The sequence below is a fragment of the Nonomuraea sp. NPDC049309 genome (genome assembly GCF_043196965.1).
GTDB classification, from domain to species: domain Bacteria; phylum Actinomycetota; class Actinomycetes; order Streptosporangiales; family Streptosporangiaceae; genus Nonomuraea; species Nonomuraea fastidiosa.
The window spans coordinates 1,321,309-1,347,334 of sequence record NZ_JBICSH010000001.1; the positions used below are offsets into that span (position 1 = coordinate 1,321,309).

The 26,026-nt window shown below is 73.1% G+C and carries 27 protein-coding genes; 18 read left to right on the forward strand and 9 right to left on the reverse strand.

Annotated elements, in window-relative coordinates; all coding sequences use genetic code 11:
• Positions 1-60: 60 nt before the first annotated feature.
• Positions 61-426, forward strand: a complete 366-nt coding sequence (locus tag ACGFIM_RS06175) for an MmcQ/YjbR family DNA-binding protein (protein WP_393195426.1) — start codon at positions 61-63, stop codon at positions 424-426.
• A gap of 266 nt (positions 427-692) precedes the next feature.
• On the opposite strand, the gene ACGFIM_RS06180 is transcribed toward ACGFIM_RS06175, so the two are convergent.
• Entirely contained in the window at positions 693-1,586 is an 894-nt protein-coding gene (locus ACGFIM_RS06180; RefSeq protein ID WP_393195429.1) for a hypothetical protein, read from the reverse strand.
• A 102-nt stretch (positions 1,587-1,688) separates the two neighbouring features.
• Between ACGFIM_RS06180 and ACGFIM_RS06185 the strand changes: the two genes are divergently transcribed.
• From ACGFIM_RS06185 to ptsP, 8 genes are read left to right on the forward strand one after another with little or no spacing between them, the layout of a single operon-like run.
• A complete protein-coding gene (locus ACGFIM_RS06185) occupies positions 1,689-2,450 on the forward strand; it encodes a DeoR/GlpR family DNA-binding transcription regulator (RefSeq protein WP_364053166.1) in 762 nt (253 codons plus the stop codon).
• The gene (gene pfkB, locus ACGFIM_RS06190; protein ID WP_393195432.1) at positions 2,447-3,424 is read left to right on the forward strand and encodes a 1-phosphofructokinase; all 978 of its coding nucleotides are present in this window, start codon (positions 2,447-2,449) and stop codon (positions 3,422-3,424) included. Before ACGFIM_RS06185 ends, pfkB begins: the two co-directional genes overlap by 4 nt.
• Before the next feature lie 32 nt (positions 3,425-3,456).
• Positions 3,457-4,566 carry a mannitol-specific PTS transporter subunit IIC gene (gene mtlA / locus ACGFIM_RS06195; protein ID WP_393195435.1) on the forward strand — a complete coding sequence of 370 codons (1,110 nt, stop codon included), beginning with the start codon at positions 3,457-3,459 and terminating at the stop codon, positions 4,564-4,566.
• A 3-nt stretch (positions 4,567-4,569) separates the two neighbouring features.
• Positions 4,570-4,878: a PTS lactose transporter subunit IIB gene (locus ACGFIM_RS06200; protein ID WP_393195437.1), complete on the forward strand. Its 309-nt coding sequence runs from the start codon at positions 4,570-4,572 to the stop codon at positions 4,876-4,878.
• The gene (locus tag ACGFIM_RS06205) at positions 4,871-5,296 is read left to right on the forward strand and encodes a PTS sugar transporter subunit IIA (RefSeq protein WP_393195440.1); all 426 of its coding nucleotides are present in this window, start codon (positions 4,871-4,873) and stop codon (positions 5,294-5,296) included. The genes ACGFIM_RS06200 and ACGFIM_RS06205 overlap by 8 nt, the downstream gene beginning before the upstream one ends.
• Entirely contained in the window at positions 5,293-6,297 is a 1,005-nt protein-coding gene (locus tag ACGFIM_RS06210; protein ID WP_393195443.1) for a zinc-dependent dehydrogenase, read from the forward strand. Before ACGFIM_RS06205 ends, ACGFIM_RS06210 begins: the two co-directional genes overlap by 4 nt.
• An 11-nt stretch (positions 6,298-6,308) precedes the next feature.
• On the forward strand, positions 6,309-6,590 hold the full coding sequence (locus ACGFIM_RS06215) for an HPr family phosphocarrier protein (RefSeq protein WP_364053184.1): 282 nt from the start codon (positions 6,309-6,311) through the stop codon (positions 6,588-6,590).
• Positions 6,583-8,238 (forward strand): phosphoenolpyruvate--protein phosphotransferase, encoded by a 1,656-nt coding sequence (ptsP, locus tag ACGFIM_RS06220; protein ID WP_393195446.1) that lies wholly within the window; start codon positions 6,583-6,585, stop codon positions 8,236-8,238. The genes ACGFIM_RS06215 and ptsP overlap by 8 nt, the downstream gene beginning before the upstream one ends.
• A gap of 192 nt (positions 8,239-8,430) precedes the next feature.
• Here ptsP and ACGFIM_RS06225 read toward each other — a convergent pair whose 3' ends face one another.
• The 4 genes from ACGFIM_RS06225 to ACGFIM_RS06240 form a co-directional block, all read right to left on the reverse strand.
• Positions 8,431-8,760, reverse strand: coding sequence for a hypothetical protein (locus ACGFIM_RS06225; RefSeq protein WP_393195449.1), 330 nt, complete (start codon positions 8,758-8,760; stop codon positions 8,431-8,433).
• The gene (locus ACGFIM_RS06230) at positions 8,757-9,188 is read right to left on the reverse strand and encodes a type II toxin-antitoxin system PemK/MazF family toxin (RefSeq protein ID WP_393195452.1); all 432 of its coding nucleotides are present in this window, start codon (positions 9,186-9,188) and stop codon (positions 8,757-8,759) included. The genes ACGFIM_RS06225 and ACGFIM_RS06230 overlap by 4 nt, the downstream gene beginning before the upstream one ends.
• A gap of 254 nt (positions 9,189-9,442) precedes the next feature.
• Positions 9,443-9,709 carry a hypothetical protein gene (locus ACGFIM_RS06235; protein WP_393195455.1) on the reverse strand — a complete coding sequence of 89 codons (267 nt, stop codon included), beginning with the start codon at positions 9,707-9,709 and terminating at the stop codon, positions 9,443-9,445.
• The gene (locus ACGFIM_RS06240; protein WP_393195458.1) at positions 9,709-10,020 is read right to left on the reverse strand and encodes an epoxide hydrolase N-terminal domain-containing protein; all 312 of its coding nucleotides are present in this window, start codon (positions 10,018-10,020) and stop codon (positions 9,709-9,711) included. Before ACGFIM_RS06240 ends, ACGFIM_RS06235 begins: the two co-directional genes overlap by 1 nt.
• A 29-nt stretch (positions 10,021-10,049) precedes the next feature.
• On the opposite strand from ACGFIM_RS06240, the gene ACGFIM_RS06245 reads away from it, so the two are divergent.
• Complete coding sequence (locus ACGFIM_RS06245) at positions 10,050-10,844, forward strand: acyl-CoA thioesterase domain-containing protein (RefSeq protein ID WP_393195461.1); 795 nt, start codon at positions 10,050-10,052, stop codon at positions 10,842-10,844.
• A 5-nt stretch (positions 10,845-10,849) separates the two neighbouring features.
• On the opposite strand, the gene gndA is transcribed toward ACGFIM_RS06245, so the two are convergent.
• Positions 10,850-12,274, reverse strand: a complete 1,425-nt coding sequence (gene gndA, locus ACGFIM_RS06250; RefSeq protein WP_393195464.1) for an NADP-dependent phosphogluconate dehydrogenase — start codon at positions 12,272-12,274, stop codon at positions 10,850-10,852.
• A 62-nt stretch (positions 12,275-12,336) separates the two neighbouring features.
• On the reverse strand, positions 12,337-13,029 hold the full coding sequence (locus ACGFIM_RS06255; RefSeq protein WP_393195467.1) for an HAD family hydrolase: 693 nt from the start codon (positions 13,027-13,029) through the stop codon (positions 12,337-12,339).
• 23 nt (positions 13,030-13,052) lie between these two features.
• On the opposite strand from ACGFIM_RS06255, the gene ACGFIM_RS06260 reads away from it, so the two are divergent.
• A complete protein-coding gene (locus ACGFIM_RS06260; RefSeq protein ID WP_393195470.1) occupies positions 13,053-13,700 on the forward strand; it encodes an SDR family oxidoreductase in 648 nt (215 codons plus the stop codon).
• Between the two features lie 49 nt (positions 13,701-13,749).
• Here ACGFIM_RS06260 and ACGFIM_RS06265 read toward each other — a convergent pair whose 3' ends face one another.
• Both ACGFIM_RS06265 and ACGFIM_RS06270 read right to left on the reverse strand, forming a co-directional pair.
• Positions 13,750-15,090 (reverse strand): 6-phospho-beta-glucosidase, encoded by a 1,341-nt coding sequence (locus ACGFIM_RS06265; RefSeq protein WP_393195473.1) that lies wholly within the window; start codon positions 15,088-15,090, stop codon positions 13,750-13,752.
• 10 nt (positions 15,091-15,100) lie between these two features.
• Positions 15,101-15,859 (reverse strand): DeoR/GlpR family DNA-binding transcription regulator, encoded by a 759-nt coding sequence (locus ACGFIM_RS06270; RefSeq protein ID WP_393195476.1) that lies wholly within the window; start codon positions 15,857-15,859, stop codon positions 15,101-15,103.
• Between the two features lie 131 nt (positions 15,860-15,990).
• On the opposite strand from ACGFIM_RS06270, the gene ACGFIM_RS06275 reads away from it, so the two are divergent.
• The 7 genes from ACGFIM_RS06275 (at position 15,991) to ACGFIM_RS06305 (ending at position 25,979) form a co-directional block, all read left to right on the forward strand.
• Positions 15,991-17,205, forward strand: coding sequence for a PfkB family carbohydrate kinase (locus ACGFIM_RS06275; protein ID WP_393195479.1), 1,215 nt, complete (start codon positions 15,991-15,993; stop codon positions 17,203-17,205).
• Positions 17,206-17,208: 3 nt separating this feature from the next.
• A complete protein-coding gene (locus ACGFIM_RS06280) occupies positions 17,209-18,606 on the forward strand; it encodes an extracellular solute-binding protein (RefSeq protein WP_393195482.1) in 1,398 nt (465 codons plus the stop codon).
• The gene (locus ACGFIM_RS06285; RefSeq protein WP_393195484.1) at positions 18,603-19,481 is read left to right on the forward strand and encodes a carbohydrate ABC transporter permease; all 879 of its coding nucleotides are present in this window, start codon (positions 18,603-18,605) and stop codon (positions 19,479-19,481) included. The genes ACGFIM_RS06280 and ACGFIM_RS06285 overlap by 4 nt, the downstream gene beginning before the upstream one ends.
• Positions 19,478-20,278, forward strand: coding sequence for a carbohydrate ABC transporter permease (locus ACGFIM_RS06290; protein ID WP_393195487.1), 801 nt, complete (start codon positions 19,478-19,480; stop codon positions 20,276-20,278). Before ACGFIM_RS06285 ends, ACGFIM_RS06290 begins: the two co-directional genes overlap by 4 nt.
• Before the next feature lie 15 nt (positions 20,279-20,293).
• A complete protein-coding gene (locus ACGFIM_RS06295; RefSeq protein WP_393195490.1) occupies positions 20,294-23,026 on the forward strand; it encodes a sugar-binding protein in 2,733 nt (910 codons plus the stop codon).
• A 129-nt stretch (positions 23,027-23,155) separates the two neighbouring features.
• Positions 23,156-24,088, forward strand: a complete 933-nt coding sequence (locus ACGFIM_RS06300) for a zinc metalloprotease (protein ID WP_393195493.1) — start codon at positions 23,156-23,158, stop codon at positions 24,086-24,088.
• Between the two features lie 397 nt (positions 24,089-24,485).
• Entirely contained in the window at positions 24,486-25,979 is a 1,494-nt protein-coding gene (locus ACGFIM_RS06305; RefSeq protein WP_393195496.1) for an NAD(P)/FAD-dependent oxidoreductase, read from the forward strand.
• The last annotated feature ends 47 nt before the right edge of the window (positions 25,980-26,026 follow it).

Genomic DNA, 26,026 nt, shown 5'->3' on the forward strand with positions numbered 1-26,026 from the left:
CCTGCGGGCTGTTCTCGCGGACGGCGCGGGCGCGGGACGTGGGCGGAGTAGCCTGGCGGCGTGGTCACCGTCGAGGACGTCCGCCGGTTCGCGCTCACGCTGCCGCGCACGACCGAACATCTCATCCGCGACCGGATCAAGTTCCGGGTCGGCAAGATCGTTTACGTGGCGTTCTCGCGCGACGAGACGATCATGGGCTTCGGCTTCCCGAAGGAGGAGCGCGCGGCCCTGGTGGCCAGTGAGCCCGACAAGTTCCTCCTTCCCCGGGAGTCGGACATGCGCTTCCACTGGGTGGAGGCCCGCATGGCCGCGCTCGATCCTGAGGAGATGCGCGAGCTGGTGCTGGAGGCGTGGCGGATGTGCGTACCGAAGAAGGTCCGCCTCGAACAGGAACGCGCCGCCGCGGCGGCCCGGCGACGGCCGTAGCCGCCGGCGAAGCGGCGCCCTGACCACCGCACCCGAGCCGGCCCTCCTCACGGCGGCGCGCCGCATCACCAGCTCAGCGCCGCCCCGCCGACCTCAGCACCACGTCGCCGGCCCCACCGCCACGTCGCCGGCCTCAGCACCACGTCGCCGATCCCAACGCCACGTCGAAGGCCTCAGCGCCGCCCCGCCGAACCTCATAGGACAGAGCGCCTCGCGGCGGCGCGCCCGATCAGCGACCCCACGGGCAGGGAGCGCCTCGCGGCGGGTCAGCGGGTGAGGGAGCGGTAGAGGTCGCGGGTCAGCGTGGTGATGCGCCTGACGGAGGCGTTCCACGTGCCGCCGACCGGGTGTGCGGTGAGCAGCGCCATCACGTACCGCTCGCCGGGCCCCACGAGCCCGGTCGTGTGCAGCACCGGCCGCCCGTAGTCGGGCACGCCCGAGCCGGTGGCGCGCCGCGCGGCCAGCGAGATGGGCGCTCCCACGGCCCCGCCAGCGGCGGCGGTGCCGGCGGCGTGGGTGGCGTTGCCCGTGCACGGGGCGGGCGGCTTGGTGCCGAAGCCCGACCAGCCCTGCTTGACCGCGTGCGGCTTGGGCACGCCGCCGGGGATGCCGAAGGTCTGGTCGAAGCCGTCGGTGCCGCACGGCGTGGCCTTGCGCAGGTGGCCGAGGATGATGTCCCTGACCCGGGGCTCGGCCTTGTCGAGCAGATAGCGGTACGTGCGCACGATGTCGTACGCGCTGAGCGAGGTGTAGCCCCAGAACCCGGGCTTGGAGGCGGGCGGCGGGGTGGTGTCGGACAGGCCGAGCCTGCGGGCCTGCCGGACGATGATCTGCCCCTTGCCGAGGCGGTCCCAGAGCGCGGAGGCGGCGTCGTCGTCGCTGGACCGCAGCATGACCTTGAGCAGCTCGGCGTCGGCGGGCGGAACGGTCCTGCGCCCCTCCAGGTAGTCGATCGCGATGAGGATCTTGACGACGGAGGCGGAGCGGTACTTGCGGTGCGCGTTGCGCAGCGCGACGAATCTCCCCGCCTGGCGGTCGAACACCACCCACGCCGCGGTGGTGCCCGCGGGGACGCGGGGCGCGGCGGCCTGCGCGGGTGTCGCGATGGTGGCGGTGAGGGCGCCGGCGAGGAGCAGAGATCCCAGGACCTTGGTTCGCATCCGCCTATAAGTACCAGATCTCCCCAGGACACCCTTGACCCGCCCAACTAAGCGGGTATAAACACAGATGAAACCAACACGAAACGGCGGTGAATCAACATCATGTACGCCGAGGAACGGCAGCAGGAGATCCTGCGACGCGCGCGTGCCGCGGGCCGCGTCGACGTGGTGACGCTGGCCGCCGAGCTCGACGTGACCACAGAGACGATCCGCCGCGACCTGACGGCGCTGGAGCGTGCGGGCGTGCTGCGCCGCGTGCACGGGGGCGCGATCCCCGTCGAGCGGCTGGGGTTCGAGCCCGCGCTGGCCACCCGCGACGAGGTCATGACGGCCGAGAAGGAGCGCATCGCCAAGGCCGCGCTGGCCGAGCTGCCCGAGGACGGGTCGATCATCATCGACGCCGGCACGACCACGGGCCGCCTGGTGAAGGTGCTGCCGGCCGACCGGGAGCTGACGGTCGTGGTGAACTCGCCGCCGCTGGCCACCGCCCTGGCCGCGCGCGCCAACCTGCACGTGATCATGCTGGGCGGCCGGCTGCGCGGCAAGACGCTGGCCACCGTGGACGACTGGGCGCTGCGCCCGCTCGCCCACCTCAACGTCGACGTCGCGTTCATGGCGACCAACGGCTGCTCGCTGACCCGCGGCCTGACCACGCCCGACCCCGCCGAGGCGGCGATCAAGCGGGCCATGGTCAAGGCCGCGCAGCGCAGCGTGCTGCTGGCCGACCACACGAAGTTCGGCAACACCTACCTCGCGACGTTCGCCGAGCTGAGCGAGATCGACGTGGTGATCACCGACACCGGCCTCGACGTGGCCCAGGCGGCCGACGTGGCCGCCGCCGGGCCGGAGGTGATCAGGGCGTGATCGTCACCCTGACGCTCAATCCCAGCCTCGACCGCACGATCGAGATCTCCTCGCTCGACCGGGGCACGGTCATCCGCGCCGCCACCGCCCACCTCGACCCCGGCGGCAAGGGGGTCAACGTCTCGCGCGCGCTGCTCGCCAACGCGGTGGCGAGCCGGGCGGTGGTGCCGTACGGCGGCGACGAGGGCAGGCAGCTCGTCCGTCTGCTGGCCGCCGAGGGGCTGGACATGGTGACCGTGCCGGTGTCCGGCGCGACCAGGTCGAACGTCACGCTGGCCGAGCCCGACGGCACCGTCACCAAGATCAACGAGCCCGGCACGGCGCTGTCGCCCGCCGAGCTCGACACGATCGCCGAGGCCGTGCTGGAGGCGGCGCACTCCGGCGGCCAGGGCGCCGACTGGGTGGTCGCGTCCGGCAGCCTGCCGCCCGAGGTGCCGGCCGACGTGTACGCCACGCTGTGCCGTCGTTTCGCCGGGGCCGGCATCCACGTCGCGATCGACACCAGCGGGCCCGCGCTGTCGTACGCGCTCGATGCCGCTCCCGACCTGGTCAAGCCCAACCTGGAGGAGCTGTCGGCGGCCACCGGCATGCCGATCGCGAGCCTGGGCGACGTGGTCGCGGCGGCGGGCGAGCTGCGCGCGGCGGGCGCGCGTACCGTGCTGGCCAGCCTGGGCGCCGACGGCGCCGTCCTCGTCGAAGAGTCCGGCACCTGGTACGGCGAGGCCCCCGCCGCCGTGCCGCGCAGCTCGGTCGGCGCGGGCGACGCCATGCTGGCCGGGTTCCTCGCCGCGGGCGGCAGCGGTCCCGGCGCGCTCGCGCAGGCGCTGGCCTGGGGCGCCGCCGCCGTCCAGCAGCCCGGCAGCCGCATGCCGGGCCCCGCCCACATCGACATCGACGCCGTCACCGTGTGCCGGCCCGACCCCGAACGTCCGCTCTCCACCGCCGTACCCGCGGCGCTTCCCCAACCCGGCTGACCTCCTGCTCATCCTCCAAAGGAGCACCTCCCATGGCCGACACCTACACACCCCCGGTGACCGGAACCGGGGTCAAGGCCACGATCCAGCGCATCGGCGGCCATCTGGCCGGCATGATCATGCCGAACATCGGCGCGTTCATCGCCTGGGGTCTCATCACCGCGCTGTTCATCCCGACCGGCTGGCTGCCGAACGAGTCGCTCGCCCAGATGGTCGATCCGATCATCCGCATCCTGCTGCCGGTCCTCATCGCCTATACCGGCGGGCGGATGGTGCACGAGCAGCGCGGAGCCGTCGTCGGCGCGGTCGCGGTGATGGGCGTCGTGGTGGGCACGGACAAGCCGATGTTCCTCGGCGCCATGATCATCGGCCCGCTGGCCGCGCTGGTCCTGAAATATGTGGACAGGTTCACGGAGCAGCGGACCAAGGCCGGCTTCGAGATGCTGGTCGACAACTTCTCGGCCGGCATCGTCGGCGGCGCGATGGCCATCGTCGGCTACTACGCCATCGGCCCGGTCATGGAGACCGTCACCAGCGCGGCGGGCGACGCCGTCGAATGGCTGATCACCAACAACCTGCTGCCGATCGCCTCCGTGCTCATCGAGCCGGCCAAGGTGCTGTTCCTCAACAACGCCATCAACCACGGCGTGCTCAGCCCGCTCGGCGTCGCCGAGGCGGCGGAGAGCGGCAAGTCGATCCTGTTCATGCTGGAGTCGAACCCCGGACCCGGCCTCGGCCTGCTGCTGGCGTTCCTGCTCTTCGGCCCGCGCGCCATGCGGCCCACCACCCCCGCCGCGATGATCATCCACTTCTTCGGCGGCATCCACGAGATCTACTTCCCGTACGTGCTCATGAAGCCCCGCCTGATCCTGGCCGTGATCGCGGGCGGCGCGGCCGGCGTCTTCACCTTCATGATCACCGGCGCCGGGCTGGTCGCCACGCCGTCGCCCGGCAGCATCTTCGCCTACATCGCGGTCACCCCCAAGGGCGGCTGGCTCGGCTCCAGCCTGGGCATCCTCGTGGCGACCGGAGTCTCGTTCGTCATCGCCGCACTCCTGCTCGGCTTCGGCAGGGGCGAGAAGTCCCAGCCCGACGCGGCGCAAGAGGCCGAATCCGCAGAAATCACTCAGAAGGAGAGCTGAGCCATGGCCGGCATCGACAGCAAGGACATCCGCAAGCTCATCGTCGCCTGCGACGCGGGCATGGGGAGCAGCGTGATGCTCGCCTCCCAGCTCAAGAAGCAGCTCAAGGACACCGGCGTGACCGTGGAGCACACCCCGGTCAACAACATCCCGGAGGACGCCGACGTGATCGTCTGCCACTCCGGCCTGGCGGCCCGTGCCAGGGCGGCCGCCCCGGGCAAGGTCCTCATCCCGTTCCAGATCTTCCTGGGCGACCCGGCGGTGACCAAGCTGGTGAACACCATCAAGAACGGCGGCACGGTCGATGCGTGACGGCCTGCTCGACCCGCGGGCCGTGCTGCTGCACGAGAGCGCCCCCGACCGCACCGCGGCCATCCGCCGGTGCGGGCGGGCGCTGGTCGAGGTGGGAGCGGTCGATGAGTCGTACGTGGAGGCGATGCTCGAACGCGAGCGCTCGATCTCCACCTACGTCGGCGAGGGCGTCGCCATCCCCCACGGCACCAACGCCTCGAAAGAGGCGGTGAAGCGCGACGCGATCTGCGTGGTGCGCTTCCCCGGCGGCGTCGACTGGGACGGCGAGCAGGTGACGCTCTGCGTGGGCATCGCCGCCAAGGACGACGGGCACGTGCCGCTGCTGGCGGCGCTCGCCGAGATCCTGCTCGACCCCGGCAGGGCGCGGACATTGCGGGAGGCCACCGAGGTCTCCCAGGTGATGAAGGAGCTGACATGAAGGTCGCGCGTTTCCACGCGCCAGGCGACATCCGGATCGAAGAGGCGCCCGAACCGGTCGCCGGTCCGGGCGAACTGAAGATCCGGGTACGCAACTGCTCGACGTGCGGCACCGACGCCAAGATCTTCAAGTTCGGCCACCACCACATCGTGCCGCCGCGCGTGATGGGCCACGAGATCGCCGGCGAGGTCGTCGACACGGGCGCGCGCGTGCAGGTGATCGCCGCCATCCCGTGCGGCACCTGCGGCGAATGCCGGCGCGGGCGGCTCACCGTCTGCCCGAACCAGGAGTCGATGGGCTACCACTACGACGGCGGCTTCGCCGAGTACATGATCGTCCCGGCCAAGGTGCTCGCCGTCGACGGCGTCAACGCCGTCCCCGACGGCGTCGGCTTCGCCGAGGCGTCGGTCGCCGAGCCGCTGGCGTGCGTGATCAACGGCCAGACGCTGGCCCGCGTCGGTCCCGGCGACGACGTCGTGGTCATGGGCGCCGGGCCCATCGGCTGCCTGCACGTCCGCCTGGCGCGGGCGCGCGGCGCCAACCGGGTGTTCCTGGTGGACGTCAACGCCGAACGCCTGGCCATGGCCGCCGAGCTCGTACGCCCCGACGCCGCCATCGACAGCGATCCCGTCGAGCAGGTGCTGAAGCTGACCGGCGGGCGCGGCGCCGACGTCGTCATCACCGCCGCCGCCTCGGGCGCCGCCCAGGAGCAGGCGGTGCGAATGGCGGCCCGGCAAGGGCGCATCAGCTTCTTCGGCGGGCTGCCCAAGGACAACCCGATCATCTCGCTCGACTCCAACCTCGTTCACTACCGCGAGCTGACCATCGTCGGCGCGAACGGCTCCAGTCCCGCGAACAACGCCCAGGCGCTGAAGCTGGTCGCCGAAGGGTCGGTGGTGGTGTCCGACCTCATCACGCACCGGCTGCCGCTGCCGCGGGTGCTGGACGGCATCGACCTGGTCAGCCGGGGCGAGGCCATCAAGGTCACCATCGAGCCCTAGGAGGTCCTGCCATGGCACAACGTACGGTGGTCGTCGCCTCGGCCAGCGGCCTGCACGCCCGCCCCGCCAAGCTGTTCGTGCAGGCGGCGGCCAAGGCGGGGGTGCCGGTGACGATCCGCGCCGGTGACAAGGCCGTACCGGCCAAGAGCATGCTGGGCGTGCTGTCGCTGGGGGCCGTGAAGGGCACGGAGGTCACGCTGGAGGCCGACGGGCCCGGCGCCGAGGAGGCGCTGGACGCGCTTGCGGCGCTGCTGGCGCGCGACCTCGACGCGGAAGAGGCCCCCGATGCATGACGGCACCGCCCCGCCCGTCCCCGCGTCACCGTCCCCCGATGCCGGGGAGGGGGCGTGGAAAGGGAGCGCGGGGCGGCTGGCCGGGCTCGGGGTGAGCCAGGGGCGGGCGGCAGGGCCGGTGCTGCGGATGGCCGGCCCGCCCGCGCTGCCCGCGCCGCGCGCCGTCGGCGACCCCTCGGCGGAGGTGGCCGCGGTCGGCAAGGCGCTGGAGGCGGTGGCCCAGGACCTGACCAGGCGGGCGGCGGAGGCCGGCGGCGAGGCGTCCGAGATCCTGGAAGCGCTCGCCATGATCTGCGAGGACCCGATGCTGCGCGAGGACGCCGAGTCCAGGGCCGCCACGGGCGTGGACGCCGCCCACGCGCTCGACGCCGCGTTCGCCCAGCACCGCGAGGCGCTGGCGGCGCTCGGCGGCTACCTGGCGGAACGCGCCGCCGACCTCGACGACCTCAAGCACCGCGCCATCGCGTCCGTGCTCGGCCTGCCCATGCCGGGCCTGCCCGACCCCGGACACCCGTACGTGCTCGCCGCCGACGACCTCTCCCCCGCCGACACCGCGGGGCTGGGCGACGACGTGCTGGCGCTGGTCACCGAGCGCGGCGGGCCCACCAGCCACACCGCGATCCTGGCCCGCGCCCGGGGCCTGCCCGCCGTGGTGGCCTGCAAGGGCGTCATGGACCTTCAGGACGGCACCGTCGTCGGCGTGGACGGCACCACCGGCGAGATCGCGGTCGGCCTCACCGAGGCGGAGGCGGTTGCGGTCGCCGAGGCCGAACGGGCGCGTAAGGCCAGGCTCGCCGCCGGCTCGGGCCCCGGCAGGACCGCCGACGGCCACCCGGTCAAGCTGCTGCTCAACATCGGCTCGGCCGCCGACCTGCACCCCGACGCCGAGGGGGTCGGGCTGTTCAGGACGGAGTTCCTGTTCCTCGACCGCAAGCAGGCGCCGTCGTACGAGGAGCAGGTGAGCGCGTACGCCGAGGTGTTCGCCGGGGCCGGCAGCGTCATCGTGCGCACCCTCGACGCGGGCACCGACAAGCCGCTGCCCTTTCTCGGCCTGCCGCCCGAGGAGAACCCGGCGCTCGGCGTCCGCGGCCTGCGCGTGGACCGGCTGCTGCCCGACGTCCTCGACACCCAGCTCGACGCCATCGCCGAGGCCGCCCGCCGCACCGGCACCGAACCCTGGGTGATGGCGCCCATGGTCACCACGGTCGCGGAGGCCGGCGCGTTCGCCCGCCGTGCCAGGGCCAAGGGCATCGCCAAGGTGGGCGTCATGATCGAGGTCCCGGCGGCGGCGCTGCGCGCGAACCGCCTGCTCCAGGAGGTCGACTTCCTCAGCATCGGCACCAACGACCTCGCCCAGTACACCTTCGCCGCCGACCGCCAGCACTCCCAGCTCGCCGACATCCTCGACCCGCGCCAGCCCGCGCTGCTGGAACTGATCGCGATGTGCGCGCGGGCCGGGCAGGAGGCGGGCAAGCCCGTGGGGGTGTGCGGGGAGGCCGCGGGCGACCCGCTGCTCGCGCCGCTGCTGGTAGGGCTCGGGGTGACCAGCCTGTCCATGGCGCCGGTGTGCGTCCCCGCCGTACGGGAGGCCCTGGCCGGCCTGACGCTCGCCGAATGCCGCGAACGCGCGCAAGCCGCCCTGGAGTGACGCGAGCCGTCCCGCCCGGACGGTCCCACCTGGGAGCAGGGCGGTCCGGGCGGGACGGCTCACCGCACGCAACCCGGCGACCGCGTGCGGCCGCCGCCTCGGTGGGCGGTCGTGGGCTTCGCGGGGGCGCACGACCGCCGCCGGCATGTCAGCCGGAGGCCCGCGCCTCGCAGCGGATGCGCGCAGCCACGCTCAGCCGGCCGACCGGTCCTCGTGATTCATGTGCGTGAGGCGTTCGGTGACGGCCATCCAGGCCGCGAACGCCACGCACCCGCCCTCGAACGCCACCAGCCGCCCGTCCCAGGCGTCCCCTGGACGTCCGGCCTTGGCCGCCGAGCGCAGCAGCGCGAGCCCGCCGGCCAGGTTGGCCAGCCCCCACACCAGGTTCACGCCCGGTCCGGAGCGCCGGCCGGCGAGCGGGGTGAGGTGGCGGCGCCCGGTGACGGCCGTGGCCAGGTGGGGAGCGCTGTTGCTCACCAGCAGCCCCGCCACGAACGACCGCGCCGCAGGCGGGAACCTCACCTGCCCACCTTCCAGCCGTGCAGCTTCATGAGCCGGGCCGCGACCCTGGCGAACCGCTCGCCGTCCAGCACCGCGCCCTCACGCCTGATGTCGTCCTCGTCGAGCTCGAAGACCCGGTCGAGGCGGACGTAGGAGACGCGGTCGTCGTTCCCCCACCGCCCGAGCTCCAGCCAGTCCGGCCCGTCGTCGCCCTTGCTGGACAGCATCATGCCGAGCAACCGCCGCCCGTTACGCCCCACGACCAGCAGCGGCCGGTCCTTGCCCCGGGACGGGTCCTCCTCGTACGGCACCCACGTCCACACGATCTCCCCCGGGTCGGCCAGGCCGTCGAGCTCGGGAGAGTACGTCAGAGTGGCCGCCCCGCGCACGTCGTAGATCTCGCGTACGGCGCCCCGGGCGGGGCGAGGGTCCTCACCTAGATCACGCATTGGGGGAGCTTACGGCGCTCACCCCCGAAAATCCACCCCCGCCCCTGCACCCGCCCAGGTCACGTCCACGGCCTCGCGCCGGACGCCGCACCTACCCAGGCCTCGCGCCGGACGCCGCACCCACCCAGGCCTCCCACCGGACGCCGCACCCACCCACGGCCTCGTGCCGGAAGCCCAGGGCTCCGGTCAGACGGCAGCACGCGGCGGGAGCGCCCGGCCCCGCGAACACGGCCCCGCCGCGGCGAGGCCGGCCCTCAGGTCAGCGCTGCGAAGAACGTCCTGATGTCGGCGGCGAGCAGGCCGGGAGCCTGGAGGGCGGCGTAGTGGCCGCCGCGCTCGAACTCCGGCCAGTGCACGACGTTGTGCACGCGCTCGGCGTACCGCCGCACGGTCGTGTCGCCGGGGAAGACCGCGATGCCGGTCGGCGTGGGGTCGGGGGCGGTGCGGCTGACGGCCGCGGAGATCAGGGAGCCGAAGTCGCCGCCCTGCACGCCGTACCGGTCGTAGCCGAGGCGGTCCATCAGCGCGGCCCGGGCGGCGACACGCTGCGCATGTGGACGAAGTGCACGCGCTGACCGTCGATCTCGGTGGTGTACTGGGGCAGCTTGTTCAGCCGGGCCTCGTGGGCGCGCCGGTCAGAGCCGTCCAGCCGGTACGCGGCCGGCTCCCGCACCGCCTCGGGCGGGACGCCGTACGTCCAGCCGACCCCGTCGAGCGCGTCCGGCCAGCGGGTGCCGGCGAGGCGCTCGCGCCGGTCGCCGAGCTCGTCCCGGGCGATGTCGATGTTCGTCGATGAGCGATGGCATGCGCGGCAGGCCAGGAGCCCTCTCACGCGCGCACCTTGCTCTAGAATTTCGTTCTGTGTCGTCAGAGTCAGCGTTCTTCACGCTCAAGCAGGACGAGTACGTCCCCGCGCCGCACGCCCGTGGTCCCTGGTCCCCCGACATGCTGCACGGCCGGTTGCTCGGCGGTCTGGCCGCACGCGCGATCGAGCAGCGGCACGCCCGGCCGGGCCTGCGTTTCGCCCGGCTGACCGTCGATCTGTTCCGCAACAGCCCGATGCTTCCGGTCACCGTCGAGACCTCCCTGGTCAGGGACGGCCGCAGGATCCGCGTGGCGGACGCGACGATCTCCACCGCCCAGGGCGTCATCGCGCGGGCGAGCGCGGTGCTGCTGCGGGAGGGCGAGCAGCCCGACGGTGAGCGGTCGCTGGTCACGCCCGCGTGGGACGCGCCGCCGCCCGAAGGACCGCCGGCGGGGGCGAACGGGCCGTGGACGCCGCCGTTCGACCTGTGGCGGGTGACGCCGTGGGGCGCCCCAGGGCCGGGGCGGGTGTGGCTGCGCGAGCGGTTCGCGCTGGTGGACGACGAGCCGCTGACCCCGATCGTACGGGCCGCGCTGGCCGCCGACTTCGCCAGCCCGCTCAGCAACTCCCAGGCCGACGGCCTGCGGTTCATCAACGCCGACTACACGCTGACCCTGGCCAGGGCGCCCGAGGGCGACCTCATCGGCATGGAGAGCACCGGCCATGTCAGCGACGGCGGCGTCGCGACCGGTCAGGTGACCGTGCACGACGCCGCCGGGCCGTTCGGCTTCTGCGTGGTGACCGCCATCGCCAACGGCTCCGCCATGACGGCGCCGCGCGGCACCAGGTAGCGGGGCTACGCCGGACGTTCCGTGCGGTCGCCGGACCAGTCGGTGTGGAAGGTGCCCTCCTTGTCCACCCGCCGGTAGGTGTGCGCGCCGAAGTAGTCGCGCAGTCCCTGCACCAGCGCCGCCGGGAGGCGGTCGCGGCGCAGCCCGTCGTAGTAGGCCAGGGCCGAGGAGAAGCCGGGCGTCGGCACGCCGATCTGCACCGCCGTGGTGATGACGCGCCGCCACGACTCCTGTGCCGCTTCGAGCGCCCCGGCGAAGCTCGGGTCGGCCAGCAGCGTCGGCAGGTTCGGGTTCGCGTCGTAGGCGGCCCTGATCCGGTCGAGGAACTTGGCCCTGATGATGCAGCCGCCCCGCCAGATGGTGGCCATCGCGCCGAGGTCGAGGTCCCAGCCGTACTCCTTGGAGGCGGCGGCCATCTGGTCGAAGCCCTGGGCGTACGCGACGATCTTGGAGGCGTACAGCGCCTGGCGGACGTCCTCGATGAGCTCGCGCCCGCCGACGCCGGACAGGTCCGGCCCGCGCAGGGAGCGGGCGGCGGCGCGCTGCTCGGGGTGGCCGGACAGGGCGCGTGCGAACGTGGCCTCCGCGATGCCGGTCACGGGCACGCCCAGGTCGAGCGCGCTCTGCACGGTCCAGCGGCCGGTGCCCTTCTGCTCGGCCTGGTCGACCACGATGTCCACGAACGGCTTGCCGGTCTCGGCGTCGACCTGGTCGAGCACCTCGGCGGTGATCTCGATCAGGTACGAGTCGAGGTCGCCCCTGTTCCACTCCCTGAAGACCTCGGCCAGCTCGGCCGGGCCGGCGCCCAGGGCCTGGCGCAGCAGGTCGTAGGACTCGGCGATGAGCTGCATGTCGGAGTACTCGATGCCGTTGTGCACCATCTTCACGAAGTGCCCGGCACCGTCGGGGCCGACGTGCACGGCACACGGCACGCCGTCCACCTTGGCCGCGATGTCCTGCAGGATCGGGCCGAGCGCCTCCCACGACTCCTTCGAACCGCCCGGCATGATGCTCGGGCCGTTCAGCGCGCCCTCCTCGCCGCCGGAGATGCCGGTGCCGACGAAGTGCAGGCCGCGCTCGCGCAGCGCGGCCTCGCGGCGGCGGGTGTCCTCGTAGTGCGCGTTGCCGCCGTCGACGATCATGTCGCCCGGCTCCATCAGCTCGGCGAGCTGCTCGATCACCGCGTCGGTGCCGGCGCCGGCCTTCACCATGATGATCGCCCGGCGTGGCCGCTTCAGCGAGGCCACGAAGTCGGCCATCTCCTTCGCGGGCACGAACGCGCCCTCGTCGCCGAACTCCTTCACCAGCTGCTCGGTGCGGCCGTAGGAACGGTTGTGCACGGCGACCGTGTAGCCGTGTCGCGCCAGGTTCCTGGCCAGGTTACGCCCCATGGTCGCCAGGCCGGTGACGCCGATGTCTGCCAAGTCCATCAGTCAGCTCCTCTGTGGGGAATACGCAACATCAAGCCCGGCGGTTCGCGGGGATATTCCCGTCAGTCGCTCTGGCGCACACCGAGCTCGTCGAGCCGGTCCAGCATGTCCGCCGGGTCGGCGTACACCCGGAAGGCCCCCGCACGCTCCAGCTCGTCCCTGCCATACCCGCCGGACAGCACCCCGATGCCGAGCGCACCCGCCCGGCGGGCGGCGAGCAGGTCCCAGACGCTGTCGCCCACCACCATGGCGTGCGCGGGATCGACGCCGGCCAAGGCCGCGCCCGCGAGGAACAGGTCGGGGTCGGGCTTGGCCCTGCGCACCATGTCGCGGGTGACCATCGGCGTGTCATCAGGGAGCCCGAGCAGGCCCAGCGCGAGCCGGGCGGTGCGGGCGTAGCCGCTGGTGCAGATGGCCCACGGCACGCCCCGCTCGGTCAGCTCGCCCAGCAGCTCGACCGCGCCGGGCAGCGGCCTGACGGAGTGCGCCTGCCGCTCGTACGCCTCGGCGTGGTGGGTCTGCAGCTCGTCGATCTGCTCCCTGGACAGCTCGAGCCCGGTCTCGCGCAGCAGCGCGCTGACGAACAGGCCGCCGCTCATGCCGATGCGCCGGTGGATCCGCCACACCGACAGGTCGATGCCCATCCCGGACAGCGCCTGCCGCCAGGCCACCACGTGCTGGTAGACGCTGTCGATCAGGGTGCCGTCGAGGTCGAAGAGAAACGCCGGGGTGGGAGCCTGCGGGAAGTCGCGCATGCGTCCATGACACCATGGCCCGCATGCGGATCATCATCGCGGGTGGGCACGGGAAGATCGCGCTGCGGCTGGCGGCCCGGCTCGCGCCGGAGTCGGAGGCGGTCGGCCTGGTGCGCAATCCTGCGCACGTCGCCGACGTGGAGGCCGCCGGTGGTCAGGGCGTGGTGTGCGACCTGGAGCGCGCGAGCGTCGACGAGGTGACCGGGATCGTCGAAGGGGCGGACGCCGTGGTGTTCGCCGCGGGCGCCGGTCCCGGCAGCGGGGCGGCGCGCAAGGACACCGTCGATCGGGCCGCCTCCGTGCTGATGGCCGACGCCGCGGAACGGGCCGGGGTGCGGCGCTTCGTCCAGATCTCGGCCATGGGTACGGGCAAGCCGCCCGCGCCGGGCAGCGACGAGGTGTGGGCCGCCTACATCAAGGCCAAGACCGAGGCCGAGGAGGACCTGCGCCGCCGCGACCTCGACTGGACGATCCTGCGGCCCGGCCGCCTGACCGACGAGCCGGGCACGGGACGGGTGCTGCTGGCCCCCGAGGTGCCGCGCGGTGCGGTGCCCCGCGACGACGTGGCGGCCGTCATCGTCGCCCTGCTCGGCGCGCCGGGCACGGCGGGCCGCACGCTCGAGCTCGTCTCCGGCGACACCCCCATCGACGAGGCCGTCGCAGCCCTGTGAAGCGTCCGGCACGCCCCGGCTGAGGCGGCCGGTGCCCGGCGGTGCGCGCTCAGCGGGGGAAGACGGCGGCCAGCTCGGGGATGCGGGCGCGGTAGCCGTCGAGCAGCTTGTGCGCCGTCGGCACCGAGTCGACCAGCGGGTGCAGCGCGAACGCCGCCACCGCAAGACGCGACGACCCGGTCAGCGCGGCTTGGATGGCGGTCTGCTCCACCTCCTTGACCTGCTGCATGAGCCCGAGGAAGCGGCCCGGCAGCGGCCTGGTGGCCAGGGGGCGGACGCCGGAGCCGTCGACCGCGCAGGGGATCTCGACGACGGCGTCGTCGGGCAGGCCCGGCACGGCGGAGCCGTTGCGCACGTTGAGGATCATGGTGGAGGGCTCGCTTCTGGAGATGGCGGCCATGAGGGCGAGCGCGATGCCCTCGTACCCGCCGGCCTCCAGGTCCTCGGCCGAGCGCTCGCCGGCGTCGGCGGCCTCGCGCGCCTCCGCCATGTACGACTCGTCGCGCTCCTTGCGGGCCAGCCGCCAGGCGTTCAGCGCGTCCTCGGGCCGCTCCCGCACCGCGGCGTAGAAGCGTTCCTGCTGCTCGAGCAGCGCCTCGCCGCGGGTGCGCCCGGCGCCGGCGGCCACCGCCTGCCGGGAGAAGTAGTAGTAGTACAGGTACTCGTTGGGCAGCGCGCCCAGCACCCGCACCCAGTCGGGGCCCAGCAGCCTGGCCTCCTCCACCCGGTGCAGCGCGGCGTCGTCGGCGAGCAGGTCGGGCAGCACGTCGCGGCCGTCGTGCTGCAGGCCGCGCAGCCAGCCGAGGTGGTTGAGGCCGACGTAGTCGGGCGAGACGCGGGCGGGGTCGAGCCCGAGCGCGCTCGTGGCCCGCCTGATGAGCCCGATGGGCGAGTCGCAGATGCCGATGACGCGGTCGCCGAGCACGCCGCGCATGGCCTCGGTGATCATGCCGGCCGGGTTGGTGAAGTTGATGACCCACGCCTGGGGGGCGCGGGCGGCGACGCGTTCGGCCACCCGCACGGCGACGGGCACGGTGCGCAGCCCGTACGCGATGCCGCCCGGCCCGGTGGTCTCCTGGCCGACGAGGCCGAGTTCGAGCGCCACCCGCTCGTCGGCGGTGCGGCCGGCCAGCCCGCCCACACGGATGGCGGAGAAGACGAAGTCGGCTCCGGTCAGCGCCTCGTCGAGGTCGGTGGTGACGCGCACGCGGGGCGGGTCGTCGTGCCCGGCGGCCTGGCCGCGCAGCACGTGGGAGATCGCCTCGAGCCGTTCGGGCGAGACGTCGTACAGCACCACCTCCTCCACCCGAGGCTTGGCGGTGTCGCGCAGCAGCGCGCCGTAGACGAGCGGGACGCGAAAGCCCCCGCCGCCGAGTACGGCCAGTCTCATCCTCAGCCTTTCACGTGAGCAGCACTTCGACGCCGGCGGCGGCGCAGGCGCGCAGCGTCGCCTCGTCGGCGCCTTCGTTGGTGACCAGCACATCGACGTCCTCGGGACCGCACACGCGCAGCGCGCCGGTGCCGGGGAACTTGTGCCGGTCGGCGAGCAGCACCACCTGCCCGGCAGCGGCGATCATGGCCCGTTTGAGCGGCACCTCGGCGAGCGTGGTGTCCACGAGCTGCCCGTCGGGCCGCACGCCGCTCGCCCCGAGGAACACCCGGTCGGCGACGACCTGGGCGAGCGCCGCCTCGGTCAGCACGCCGACGAGCGAGTGGTAGGGCCGGCGCACCATGCCGCCGAGGAGCAGCAGCTCGACGGCGGGGTCGGAGCGCAGCACGTCGAGCACGGCCAGGCTGGAGGTGACCACGGTGATGCGGCGGCCGCGCAGCCTGCGCGCCAGCCGCATGGTGGTCGTGCCGATGTCGAGCAGGACGACGTCGCCGTCGCCGACCAGCTCGGCCGCGCGGGCGGCGACGGCCTCCTTGTCCTGCTCGTCGGCGGCCGCGACCTCGGAGAACGGGCGGTCGGTGTCGGCGTCGACGGTGGCCAGGGCGCCGCCCCTGACGCGCCGCAGGGTGCCGTCGCGATCGAGGACCTCGAGGTCCCTGCGGATCGTGGACGGGCTCACGCCGAGCTGACTGGCGAGATCACGCACGCTCGTGGCGCCCGAGTCGCGGACGCGGCGCATGATCTCGGCATGCCGGAGGCGCTGGAGCACGCCGGGAGTCTAACATTCAAATACGCGCAGAAGTAAGCAACTTGCGCCAAACAATTGCGTGAGCACTTGCAGAGTGCGAGCAAACGTGCAAGATTGCGCAGAACCTGGTGTGTCGAGGAGGACTTATTCCCGTGTCTGTCCAGGCGTACGACCCTCTTGCCGGCGAGCGCAGCCCCGATGCCCCGCAGTTCGACGTCTTCCTTGCGGGCACCGTCTTCCTCGACATCATCTTCACCGGCCTGCCGTCCATGCCCGCGGCCGGCACCGAGATCTGGGCCGAGGGCATGGGCTCGTGCCCGGGCGGCATCGCCAACCTGGCGATCGCGACGAGCCGGCTCGGGCTGCGCACGTCGCTGGCGGCCGCGTTCGGCGACGACGACTACGGCGACTTCTGCTGGCGCACCCTCGAGGAGCAGGAGTCGGTGGACCTGTCGCGCTCGCGCCGCTTCGAGCACTGGCACTCGCCGGTGACGGTGTCGATGGCCGTGCATCGCGACCGCAGCATGGTGACCCACGGCCACCCCGCGCCGATGCCGGCCAACGAGATGATCGGCAAGCCGCCGCGGTCGCGCGCGGTGATCGCGACGCTCTCGCCCGACGAGCCGCTCGGCTCGCCCGACGCGCCGTGCTCGTGGGCGGAGCTGGCCTCCCGCGACGGCGCACTGATCTTCGCCGACGTCGGCTGGGACCCCTCGGGCGCCTGGTCGCGCTCGGTGCTCGACCAGCTCGAGTACTGCCACGCGTTCATGCCGAACGCCACCGAGGCCATGGCCTACACCGGGACCGAGACGCCGCGCGACGCGCTGTACGCGATCGCCGACAAGGTGCCCCTGGCCGTGGTGACCGACGGCGCGAACGGCGCGATGGCGATCGACTCCACGACGGGCGAGGAGGCGTTCGTGCCGGCGCCCCGGGTGACGGCGCTCGACCCGACCGGCGCGGGGGACGTGTTCGGCGCCGGCCTCGTGCTCGGTACGCTGTGTCGCTGGCCGCTCGACGACCGGCTGGCGTTCGCCGAGCTGTGCGCCGGGCTCGCGGTGCAGCAGTTCGGCGGCTCGCTGGCCGCGCCGGGCTGGGGCGACATCGCCGACTGGTGGCACGAGGTGCGCGAGGCCGCCCCGCACGGCGGCGCGTACGGCAGCTCGCTGGCCCGCCGCTACGCCTTCCTCGACCGGCTGGTGCCCACCGACCCGGTGGGAGCGGTGCGCCGGGCCGCCGCCACCATCGCCCGGTACGCCGACGTGGGCATGGCACCCCCCGCTTCCGGGCAGCGGCCGGAAGCGCCGCGACCCTCGCCCGAGGGTGACGAACCGGACACGCCTCGCGCCCCTGTCCAGAAGGAGTAACGCATGACCGCCCCGACGCGACGACCGCGCGGTTCGAGAGCCTTCGCCCTGCTCGCCGCCGGCGCCCTGACCCTGACCGGGGTTCTTGCCGGGTGCGCGCCCGGCTCCTCCGCCCCGCCCGCCTCGTCGCCGCCGCAGCCGTCGGCCTCGGCGGTGCAGACCGACCCCGCCCAGCTGGGCCAGGTCACGCTGACCGTGTGGGACCAGGAGGTGCGCGGCGGCCAGGCGGCGCAGATGGAGCGGCTCAACAAGGCGTTCCAGGAGAAGTACCCCAACATCAAGCTCAACCGGGTCTCCCGGTCGTTCGACGACCTCAACACCACGCTGCGCCTGGCGCTCAGCGGCAACGAACCGCCCGACGTGGTGGAGGCCAACAACGGCCGCTCGTCGATGGGCGCGTTCGTCAAGGCGGGGCAGCTGCTGCCGCTGGACGCCTACGCCGACGCGTACGGGTGGAAGCAGCGCTACCCCGAGTCGGTGCTGCGCTACTCGCGCTACACCGCCGACGGCAAGGTGTTCGGCGAGGGCAATCTGTACGGCCTGCCGCAGGTCGGCGAGGTCGTCGGCATCTTCTACAACAAGGCCAAGCTGAGCAAGCTGGGCCTGCAGCCGCCGGCGACGTGGGCGGACTTCGAGTCGGCGCTGGAGACGGCGAAGGCGAAGGGCGAGGTGCCGCTGCAGTTCGGCAACCTCGACAAGTGGCCCGCGGTCCACGTCTTCGGCACCGTGCAGGGCCGCCACGTGCCGAAGGAGCAGATCAGCACGCTGGCGTTCGGCAAGAAGGGCGCCTCCTGGACCTCGCCGGAGAACCTCAAGGCCGCCGAGCAGCTGGTGAGCTGGGTCGACAAGGGCTACTTCGCCAAGGGCTTCAACGGCCAGGACTACGACGCCTCCTGGCAGGCGTTCGGCAAGGGCGAGGGCGTGTTCCTCATCGCCGGCACGTGGCTGCTGGCCGACCTGGACAAGGCGCTCGGCGACGACCTGGGCTTCATGCTGCCGCCCGGCGCGACGGCCGACGCCCCGCCGGTGGCGACCGGCGGCACGGGCCTGCCGTTCGCTGTGACGTCCAAGACCAAGAACCCGGACGCGGCGGCGGCGTACATCAACTTCATCACCAGCGCCGACGCGATGAAGGTGCTGACCGAGACCGGTAACCTGCCGGTCGCCGACACCTCCGCGCAGAGCGTGAAGGAGGGGCCGCAGCAGGACGTGTTCACCGCGTTCGGCACGGCCACCGAGAAGGACGGGCTGGTGCCGTACCTCGACTACGCCACCCCGACGTTCGCCGACACGCTGGGCGCGGCGCTGCAGGACCTCCTCGCCAAGAAGGCCACGCCGCAGGAGTTCCTGGAGAAGCTGGAGAAGGACTACACGTCGTTCGTCGAGAGCAACGGAGGATGACCCGACCGCCCGGGGAGCCCCGCCGCGTCGCCTACCTCTACCTGCTGCCCGCCTTCGTGGTGTATGCGGCGTTCCTGCTGTTCCCGATCGGGCGGGCCGTGCAGTTCTCCCTCTACGACTGGGACGGGCTGTCGGTCGGCACCTGGGCGGGGCTGGACAACTACCTCGCGATCGTGACCGACGAGGGGCTGCGCGCGGCGTTCGCGCACGCGCTGGTGCTCATCGTCTTCTACGCGGTGTTCCCGCTGGTCATCGGTCTCGCGCTGGCCGCGATCCTGAACCACGCCAAGGTGCGCGGCCTCGGCTTCTTCCGCACGGTGGTGTTCCTGCCGCAGGTCATCGCGATGGTCGTGGTGGCGGTGGCCTGGCGGCGGGTGTACGCCCCCGACGGCTCGCTCAACTCCCTGCTCGGCGCGCTCGGGCTGGACTCGCTCGCGCGGGGCTGGCTGGGCGACTACACGTTCGCGCTGCCCGCCGTGGGCGTGGTGGGCACCTGGTTCGAGACGGGCCTGGTGACGGTGCTGCTGCTGTCCGGGATGAGCCGGGTCCCGTCGGAGCTGTACGAGGCGGCCCGCCTCGACGGCGCGGGCGCGGTGCGCGAGTTCTTCGCGGTGACGCTGCCGTCGGTGCGCGCGGAGATCGCGGTGGCGCTGACGCTGACGGTGATCGCCGCGCTGCGCACCTTCGACCTGGTGTACGTCACCACGCGCGGCGGCCCCGGGAACGCCACGTCGGTGCCGTCGTACGAGGTCTACCACCGGGCCTTCGGCCTGGGGCAGGTCGGCTCCGCCGCGGCCATCGGGGTCACGCTGACCGTGCTGATCTTCATCGTGTCGTTCGCGGTGAACCGCTTCGCGGACAGGAGGCTGTCGTGATCTCGCGCGGTGAGCGGGTGGCCAACTACGTCATCCTGACGGTGTTCGCGGCGTTCGCGCTCTACCCGATCGTGGTGATCCTGTCGGCGGCGCTCGGCCCCGCCGACAGCGGCGGCACGTCCGGCCTGGGGAACTTCGCGGCGGCGTGGGAGATCGGCCGGTTCGGCTCCTATCTGCGCACCAGCCTCGCGGTGTCGGTGTTCGTCGTGGTCGTGAGCGTGATTTTGTCGATCATGAGCGGGTACGCCTTCGGCACCATGCGCTTTCGTGGCCGTACCGTGCTGTTCTACCTGTTCATGCTGGGCATCATGATGCCGAGCGAGGCCGTGGCGGTGCCGCTCTACTTCGACCTGCGCTCGCTGGGGCTCATCGACACCTTTTGGTCGATCACGCTGCCGCAGATCGCGCTGTCGGTGGCGTTCGGGACGTTCTGGATGCGCGCCTACTTCCTGACCTCCAGCCGGGCGATCGTGGAGGCGGCCCGCATCGACGGCGCGTCGAGCTGGCGCATCCTGTGGCAGGTGCTGCTGCCGCCCGCCAGGCCCGCGCTGGTCACGCTGACGCTGCTGGTGTTCATGTGGACGTGGAACGAGTTCCTCATCCCGCTGATCATGGTGACCAGCGAGTCGCTGCGCACCGCGCCGCTCGGCCTGGCGTTCTTCCAGGGGCAGTACACCTCCGGCTTCACGCTGCTCGCGGCCGGATCGGTCATCGTCGCCCTGCCCGTCGTCATCTTCTACCTGTTCCTCCAGCGCCACTTCGTCCGCGGACTGCTCCAGGGGGCGGTCCGCGAGTAACCCCCCGGAGGTTCGATGCCCATCACAAGATCCGTAGCGCGGCGGCGGGCCGCGGTGACCGCCCCGCTCGCCGCGGCCGCGCTCGTCCTCGGCGTCACGCCCGCCCTCCCGGCGTCGGCGGCCGCTCCCCCGCCGGCCGAGCGTCCCGGCAAGGCGCCCGTCGACCTGGACGCCTTGTTCGTCGGCGCGCACCCCGACGACGAGTCGGGCACGCTGTCCACGCTCGGCCAGTGGAACGAGGACCACGGCGTGCGTGCCGGCGTGGTGACCGTCACCAGGGGCGAGGGCGGCGGCAACGCGGTCGGGCCCGAGGAGGGCCCGGCGCTCGGCCTGCTGCGCGAGGCCGAGGAGCGCGCCGCCGTCGGCAAGGCGGGTGTGCGCGAGGTGTTCAACCTCGACGACGTCGACTTCTACTACACGGTGAGCGCGCCGCTGACCGACCAGGTGTGGGGCGGTGACACGCTGGAGAAGGTGGTCAGGGTCGTCCGCCAGACCCGGCCCGAGATCATCCTCACCATGGATCCGGCCCCGACGCCGGGCAACCACGGCAACCACCAGGAGGCGGCCAGGCTCGCGATCGCCGCCTTCTACGCGGCCGCCGACCCCAAAATGTTCCCCGAGCAGATCACGAAGGAAGGGCTGAAGCCGTTCGCGCCGGCCCGGCTGCTCACGAACGGGGCGCGCGGCACCGGGCAGCCCGGGGAGTCCTGCTCGTCGACGTACAAGCCGGCGAACCCGGCGCAGAACGTGTTCGGTGTCTGGAGCGGCCGCACCTCGGCGAGCCAGGGCAAGACGTGGGCCGCGATCGAGCGCGAGGCGCAGCGCGAGTACGCCTCGCAGGGCTGGGCCGGCTTCCCCGACGTGCCGTCCGACCCGCAGCAGCTCGGCTGCGACTTCTTCACCCAGGTGGACGCGCGGGTGCCGTTCCCCGAGCCGGGCAGCGCGGCCGCCGCGGCGCCCACGAACATCCTCGACGGCGCGGTGACCAGGCCCAAGGGCGGCGTGCCGCTGGGCACGACGTTCTTCCTGCGCACGAGCGACTTCGACGTGCGGCCGGGCGCCGCGTTCACCGTCGAGGCCGAGGTGGGCGCGCCGCAGAAGGAGCGGCTCGGCCGTTCCACGGTGGCGCTGAAGGTGCCGGAGGGCTGGCAGGTGACCGGCTCCGGCGACCTCGGCCGGGTGCGGGCCGGGCAGACGGCCAAGGCCACGTTCACGGTCACGCCGCCCGCGCAGGCCGAGCCCGGCCGGGTGCGCGTCGCGGCCACGCTCACCACCGAGAACGGCGGCGGCTACACCGACCGGCAGGTCGAGGTGAGCCCGCCTGTACGCGCCGTGCAGCAGCCGCTCCCCCAGGTCGCCCAGTACGAGAAGTGGACGGCCGAGGTCGGCGTGCCGCAGCTCGGCGGCATCGTCCAGCCGGTGCTCACGCTGCCGTCGGGCGGCAGCCGCGAGGTCGGCGTGGTCGTCACCAACGTCGGCTCCGAGACCCGCTCCGGCACCGTGCGCATCGACCTGCCCGACGGGTTCACCGCGGAGAGCACCGAGGCCCCCTTCGAGGACCTGGCCGCGGGTGAGTCGGTGACGGTGCCGTTCAAGGTGACCAACTCCGACCCGTCGCTGAAGACCTCCAACGAGGGCGGCGACTACCCGTACACGATCACCACGACCATCGACGGCGGCGGCTCGGCCGTCAGCAGGCCCGCGCTCGAACTGGTCCCGGCCACCACGGTGCCGCAGGCCGAGAGCGCGCCGGCCGTGGACGGCGCCGAGGGCGACGGCGAGTACACCGGCGACACGCTCGACATCTCCCGCCTGTGGGAGGGCAGCGAGTGCGAGTCCGCGGCCGACTGCTCCGGCACGGCCAAGCTCGCCTGGCACGACGACACGCTGTACGTGCTGGTGCACGTGAAGGACGACGTGCTCGGCACCGCGCTGGAGACCTCCGACTGCAAGCGGCACTGGCGCACCGACGCGGTGGAGGTCACGCTCGACCCGCGCGGCGTGTCCGAGAACACCTCCACCACGTTCAAGACCGCGGTCCTGCCGGTCACCGCGGAGGGTCCGCCGTGCTTCCTGCGGGACGCCGACAACCACCAGGGCCCCGGCGAGGAGACCGCGCCCGGCATGAAGGTGGCGTCGAAGGTCGGTGACGGCGAGTACACGGTGGAGATGTCGATCCCGATGGAGGTGCTGCCCGGTGCGGTCGATCCCGAGCACCTGGGGCTGAACATCCTCGTGTACGACTCCGACACCCAGGACAAGACCGGCCAGACGCGTATCGGCTGGTCGACGTGGGGCGGGGTGCAGGGCGACCCGTACCGGTGGGGCGTGGCCAGGCTGCCCGGCTACCAGCCGCCGGCCGACCGGCCCACCACGCCGCCCGAGCCGGTGATCCCCGACACGGCGCTGTCCAGCCTGGACTCGCCGCAGACGCTGGAGCAGTCGGTGCGGGTGAACGTGCCGCCCGCGGGCGCGCCTGCCGCCGCCCATGCCCCGCGCGTGGTGACCGCTTCCGGCGGGCGGGACTCCGTACAGGTGCGGCTGCAGGCCGGGGAGCCCGGCGAGGCGCACCTGTTCGTCCGCGACGCCGAGGGCACGGCGGGGAGCAAGGTCGTGAAGGTCTCCCGTAAGGGCGTCACCACCGTCACCGTGCCGGTGCCCCGTGCCCCGGGCAAGGGCGCGACCGTGCTGGCGGGCTGGGCGTCCCGCGACGGCGGCACGGCCGCGGCGTCGGCCCCGCTGCGCTGATCCCGCTGACGGGGGACGTCGGCTCTCTGCACACTCTCGGTGATTGGGCGACTACAATCCGGAGGCAGGAGCCAACGTCCCCCGTGCGGCGTTCCCCTTTCCGCCGCGCGCGCACGAAAGGGAGCCCCCGTGCCCGAGTTCGAACGCTGCGCGACCATGCCCGTCCATCGCCGCCTGCTGTCCACCTCGCCCCGCTACGCTCTCGCCCTCGCCGCCATCGAGAACGAGACGTTCGCCAGGAAGACCGCCGGGGCGCCCGGCAGGGACGAGGTCGTCACCATCCCCGTGGTGGTCCACGTCGTCCACCACGGCCCTGAGCAGGACATCGCACAGGAGCAGATCGACAGCCAGCTCGAGGTGCTCAACGCCGACTTCCGGCGGGCCAACCCCGACGTCGGCAAGGTGCCGCAGGTGTGGCAGGACCTCGCCGCCGACGCCCGCCTGGAGTTCCGCCTGGCCGACACCGCCCCCGACGGCTCGCCCACCACCGGCGTCCTGCGCGTCCCCACCGACGTCACCGGGTTCTCCACCGACGACCGGGTCAAGTTCACCGCCCGTGGCGGCTCCGACGCCTGGCCCGCCGACCGCTACCTCAACATCTGGGTCTGCGAGCTGAACGACGCGCTCGGCTACGCCGCCTTCCCCGGCGGGCCGCCCGAGCTCGACGGCATCGTCATCCGGCACTCCGCGTTCGGCACCACCGGCACGGCGGCGGCCCCGTACGACGGGGGCAGGACCGCCACCCACGAGATCGGCCACTGGCTCAACCTCCGCCACATCTGGGGCGACGACGGCGACGGCTGCTCCGGCAGCGACTTCGTCGACGACACTCCCAACCAGGCCGGCCCCAACTTCGGCGCGCCCTCCTACCCCAAGGTGAGCTGCGGCAACGCGCCCCACGGGGACATGTTCATGAACTACATGGACTACGTCGAGGACGCCGCCATGTTCATGTTCACCAAGGGCCAGGCGTCACGGATGGACTCCGCCCTGGCCGGCCCGCGCTCGTCCTTCCTGACCCCGCGCCTGCGGGAAAGCCTGCGCACCACCATCCCCGGCTGACCGCACCCGCCTGCCCTGCACGCCGGCCGCGCGGCATCCGGGGCGTCCCTGGCCCACCCGCGCCGCGTAGCACGTGCCGCCGGTCCCGCGCGCGGCACGCGTAACCGCCTCCTGCCCTGGCCTTTACCGCGTGGCCGCTCGAATGGCCGTCGTGCGCCATGAACGCGGCGACCTGCCATGCCGTCGTTTCATGCTGCACGCGCCGGGGCGCGTCGTCCCGCCGGGTCGCGAGGGCCGGGCATCCCGCTCCCTCCCGGGCCCGGCGGCCGTCCTCCGGCGAGTGCCGGGTGCAGGCCCTCCTCCGCAGGCACGGTGTGGGGCGTGGAGCGGTATCCGCATGGCAAGGGGGCAGGGCCGGTCGTCTGTCCTGGTCACCCTGGCTGCGAACATGGGGAGCATGCGTGTTGTGGTGATCGGAAGCGGCATCGTGGGCGCGGGCGCGGCCTACCACCTGAGCCGAAGGGGCGTGGCGGTGACCGTCGTGGACGGCGGCTTCCCCGGTGAGGCGACGCAGGCGGGTGCGGGCATCGTCTGCCCGTGGGTCGACCACCCCGAGGACGACGACTGGTACCGTCTGACCCGCGAGGGCGCGCGCCACTACCCCGGCCTGGTCGAGGAGCTGGGCGAGGACATCGGCTACGCCAAGGTGGGCGCGCTGCTGGTGGCCGAGGACCCGGTCGATCTGGAGCCGGTGCGGGCGCTGCTGCGCCGCCGCCATGCGGGCGCGCCCGAGATGGGCGAGGTCGTGGACGTCCCGACCCCGGTCGAGCTGTTCCCGCCGCTGTCCGACACGCTGAGCGCGCTGCTGGTGCCGGGCGCGGCCAGGGTGAACGGCCGTCAGGTACGCGACGCGCTGCTCGCGGCGGCCGTGGCCAGGGGCGCCGAGATCCGTACGGGCACCGCCACCCTGACCTCCGACGGCCAGGTCCTGCTGCACCCCACCGACGACGAGACCGGCGGCACCGTCGCTTCCCGGGCCTCGTCCCCGGCCGTTACCCCCGGGGGCACGGCTTCCGTCCCCGAGGCCGGAGGCTCTGCTGCTGCCGGGACGGCGTCGCAGAGGGTGACTCATCCGGGGACGGAGCGAGCCGAAACGGAGCGGCGGGAAGCCGCAGGGCCGGCCGCGGGGCGGCCGGGAGCCGATGGGGCGGCTGCGGCTCGGGTGGGAGCGGCAGAGCCGGCCCACGGCCGGCCGGGAGGCACGGGTCCCGAGGCGGCCGGGCCGGGAGGCGCAGGGACGGAGGGTGAGCGGGCGGCGTCAGGGCGGCGGGACGCAGGCGGCGGCTCGTGGCGGCAGTCGGCGCCGGACGCGTCCTCCGCGCCCACGATGCCCGGTGTCTGCAAGACGCCGACGGGCGAGGGCGTGCCGCTCGAGGCCGACCGGGTGATCGTGGCGGCCGGGGCGTGGACCGGCGAGGTGTGCCGGCCGCTGGGCGTCGAGCTGCCGGTCTTCCCGCGGCGCGGCCAGATCCTGCACGCCACCTTGGAGGGCGTGGACACCGCGTGGTGGCCGATCATCCTGCCCCGGCAGGGGCCGTACCTGCTGGGCTTCCCCGACTCGCGGGTGGTGGTCGGCGCGACGGTGGAGGACGTCGGGTTCGCACCGCGCGTCACGGTCGGCGGGCTCGACGAGGTGATCGCGGCGGGACTGCGGGTGGCTCCGGGATTGGCCAGTGCGACGGTGTCGGAGACGCGGGTCGGCCTGCGGCCGGTCTACGCTCCCGGTCCCGCGCTGATCGGGCCGGTGACCGATCGGGTGGTGGTGGCGACGGGGCTGAGCGCGTACGGGCTGACGGCCGGACCGTTCACCGGCGAGATCGCCGCCGCGCTGGTGCTGGGCGAGCGGCCGCCGATCGACATCACGCCGTACCTGCCGCCCAGAAGCTCATGAAACCGCACGCTGATATCGGACGCCCAGCCCGATAAGCCACCCTGCTC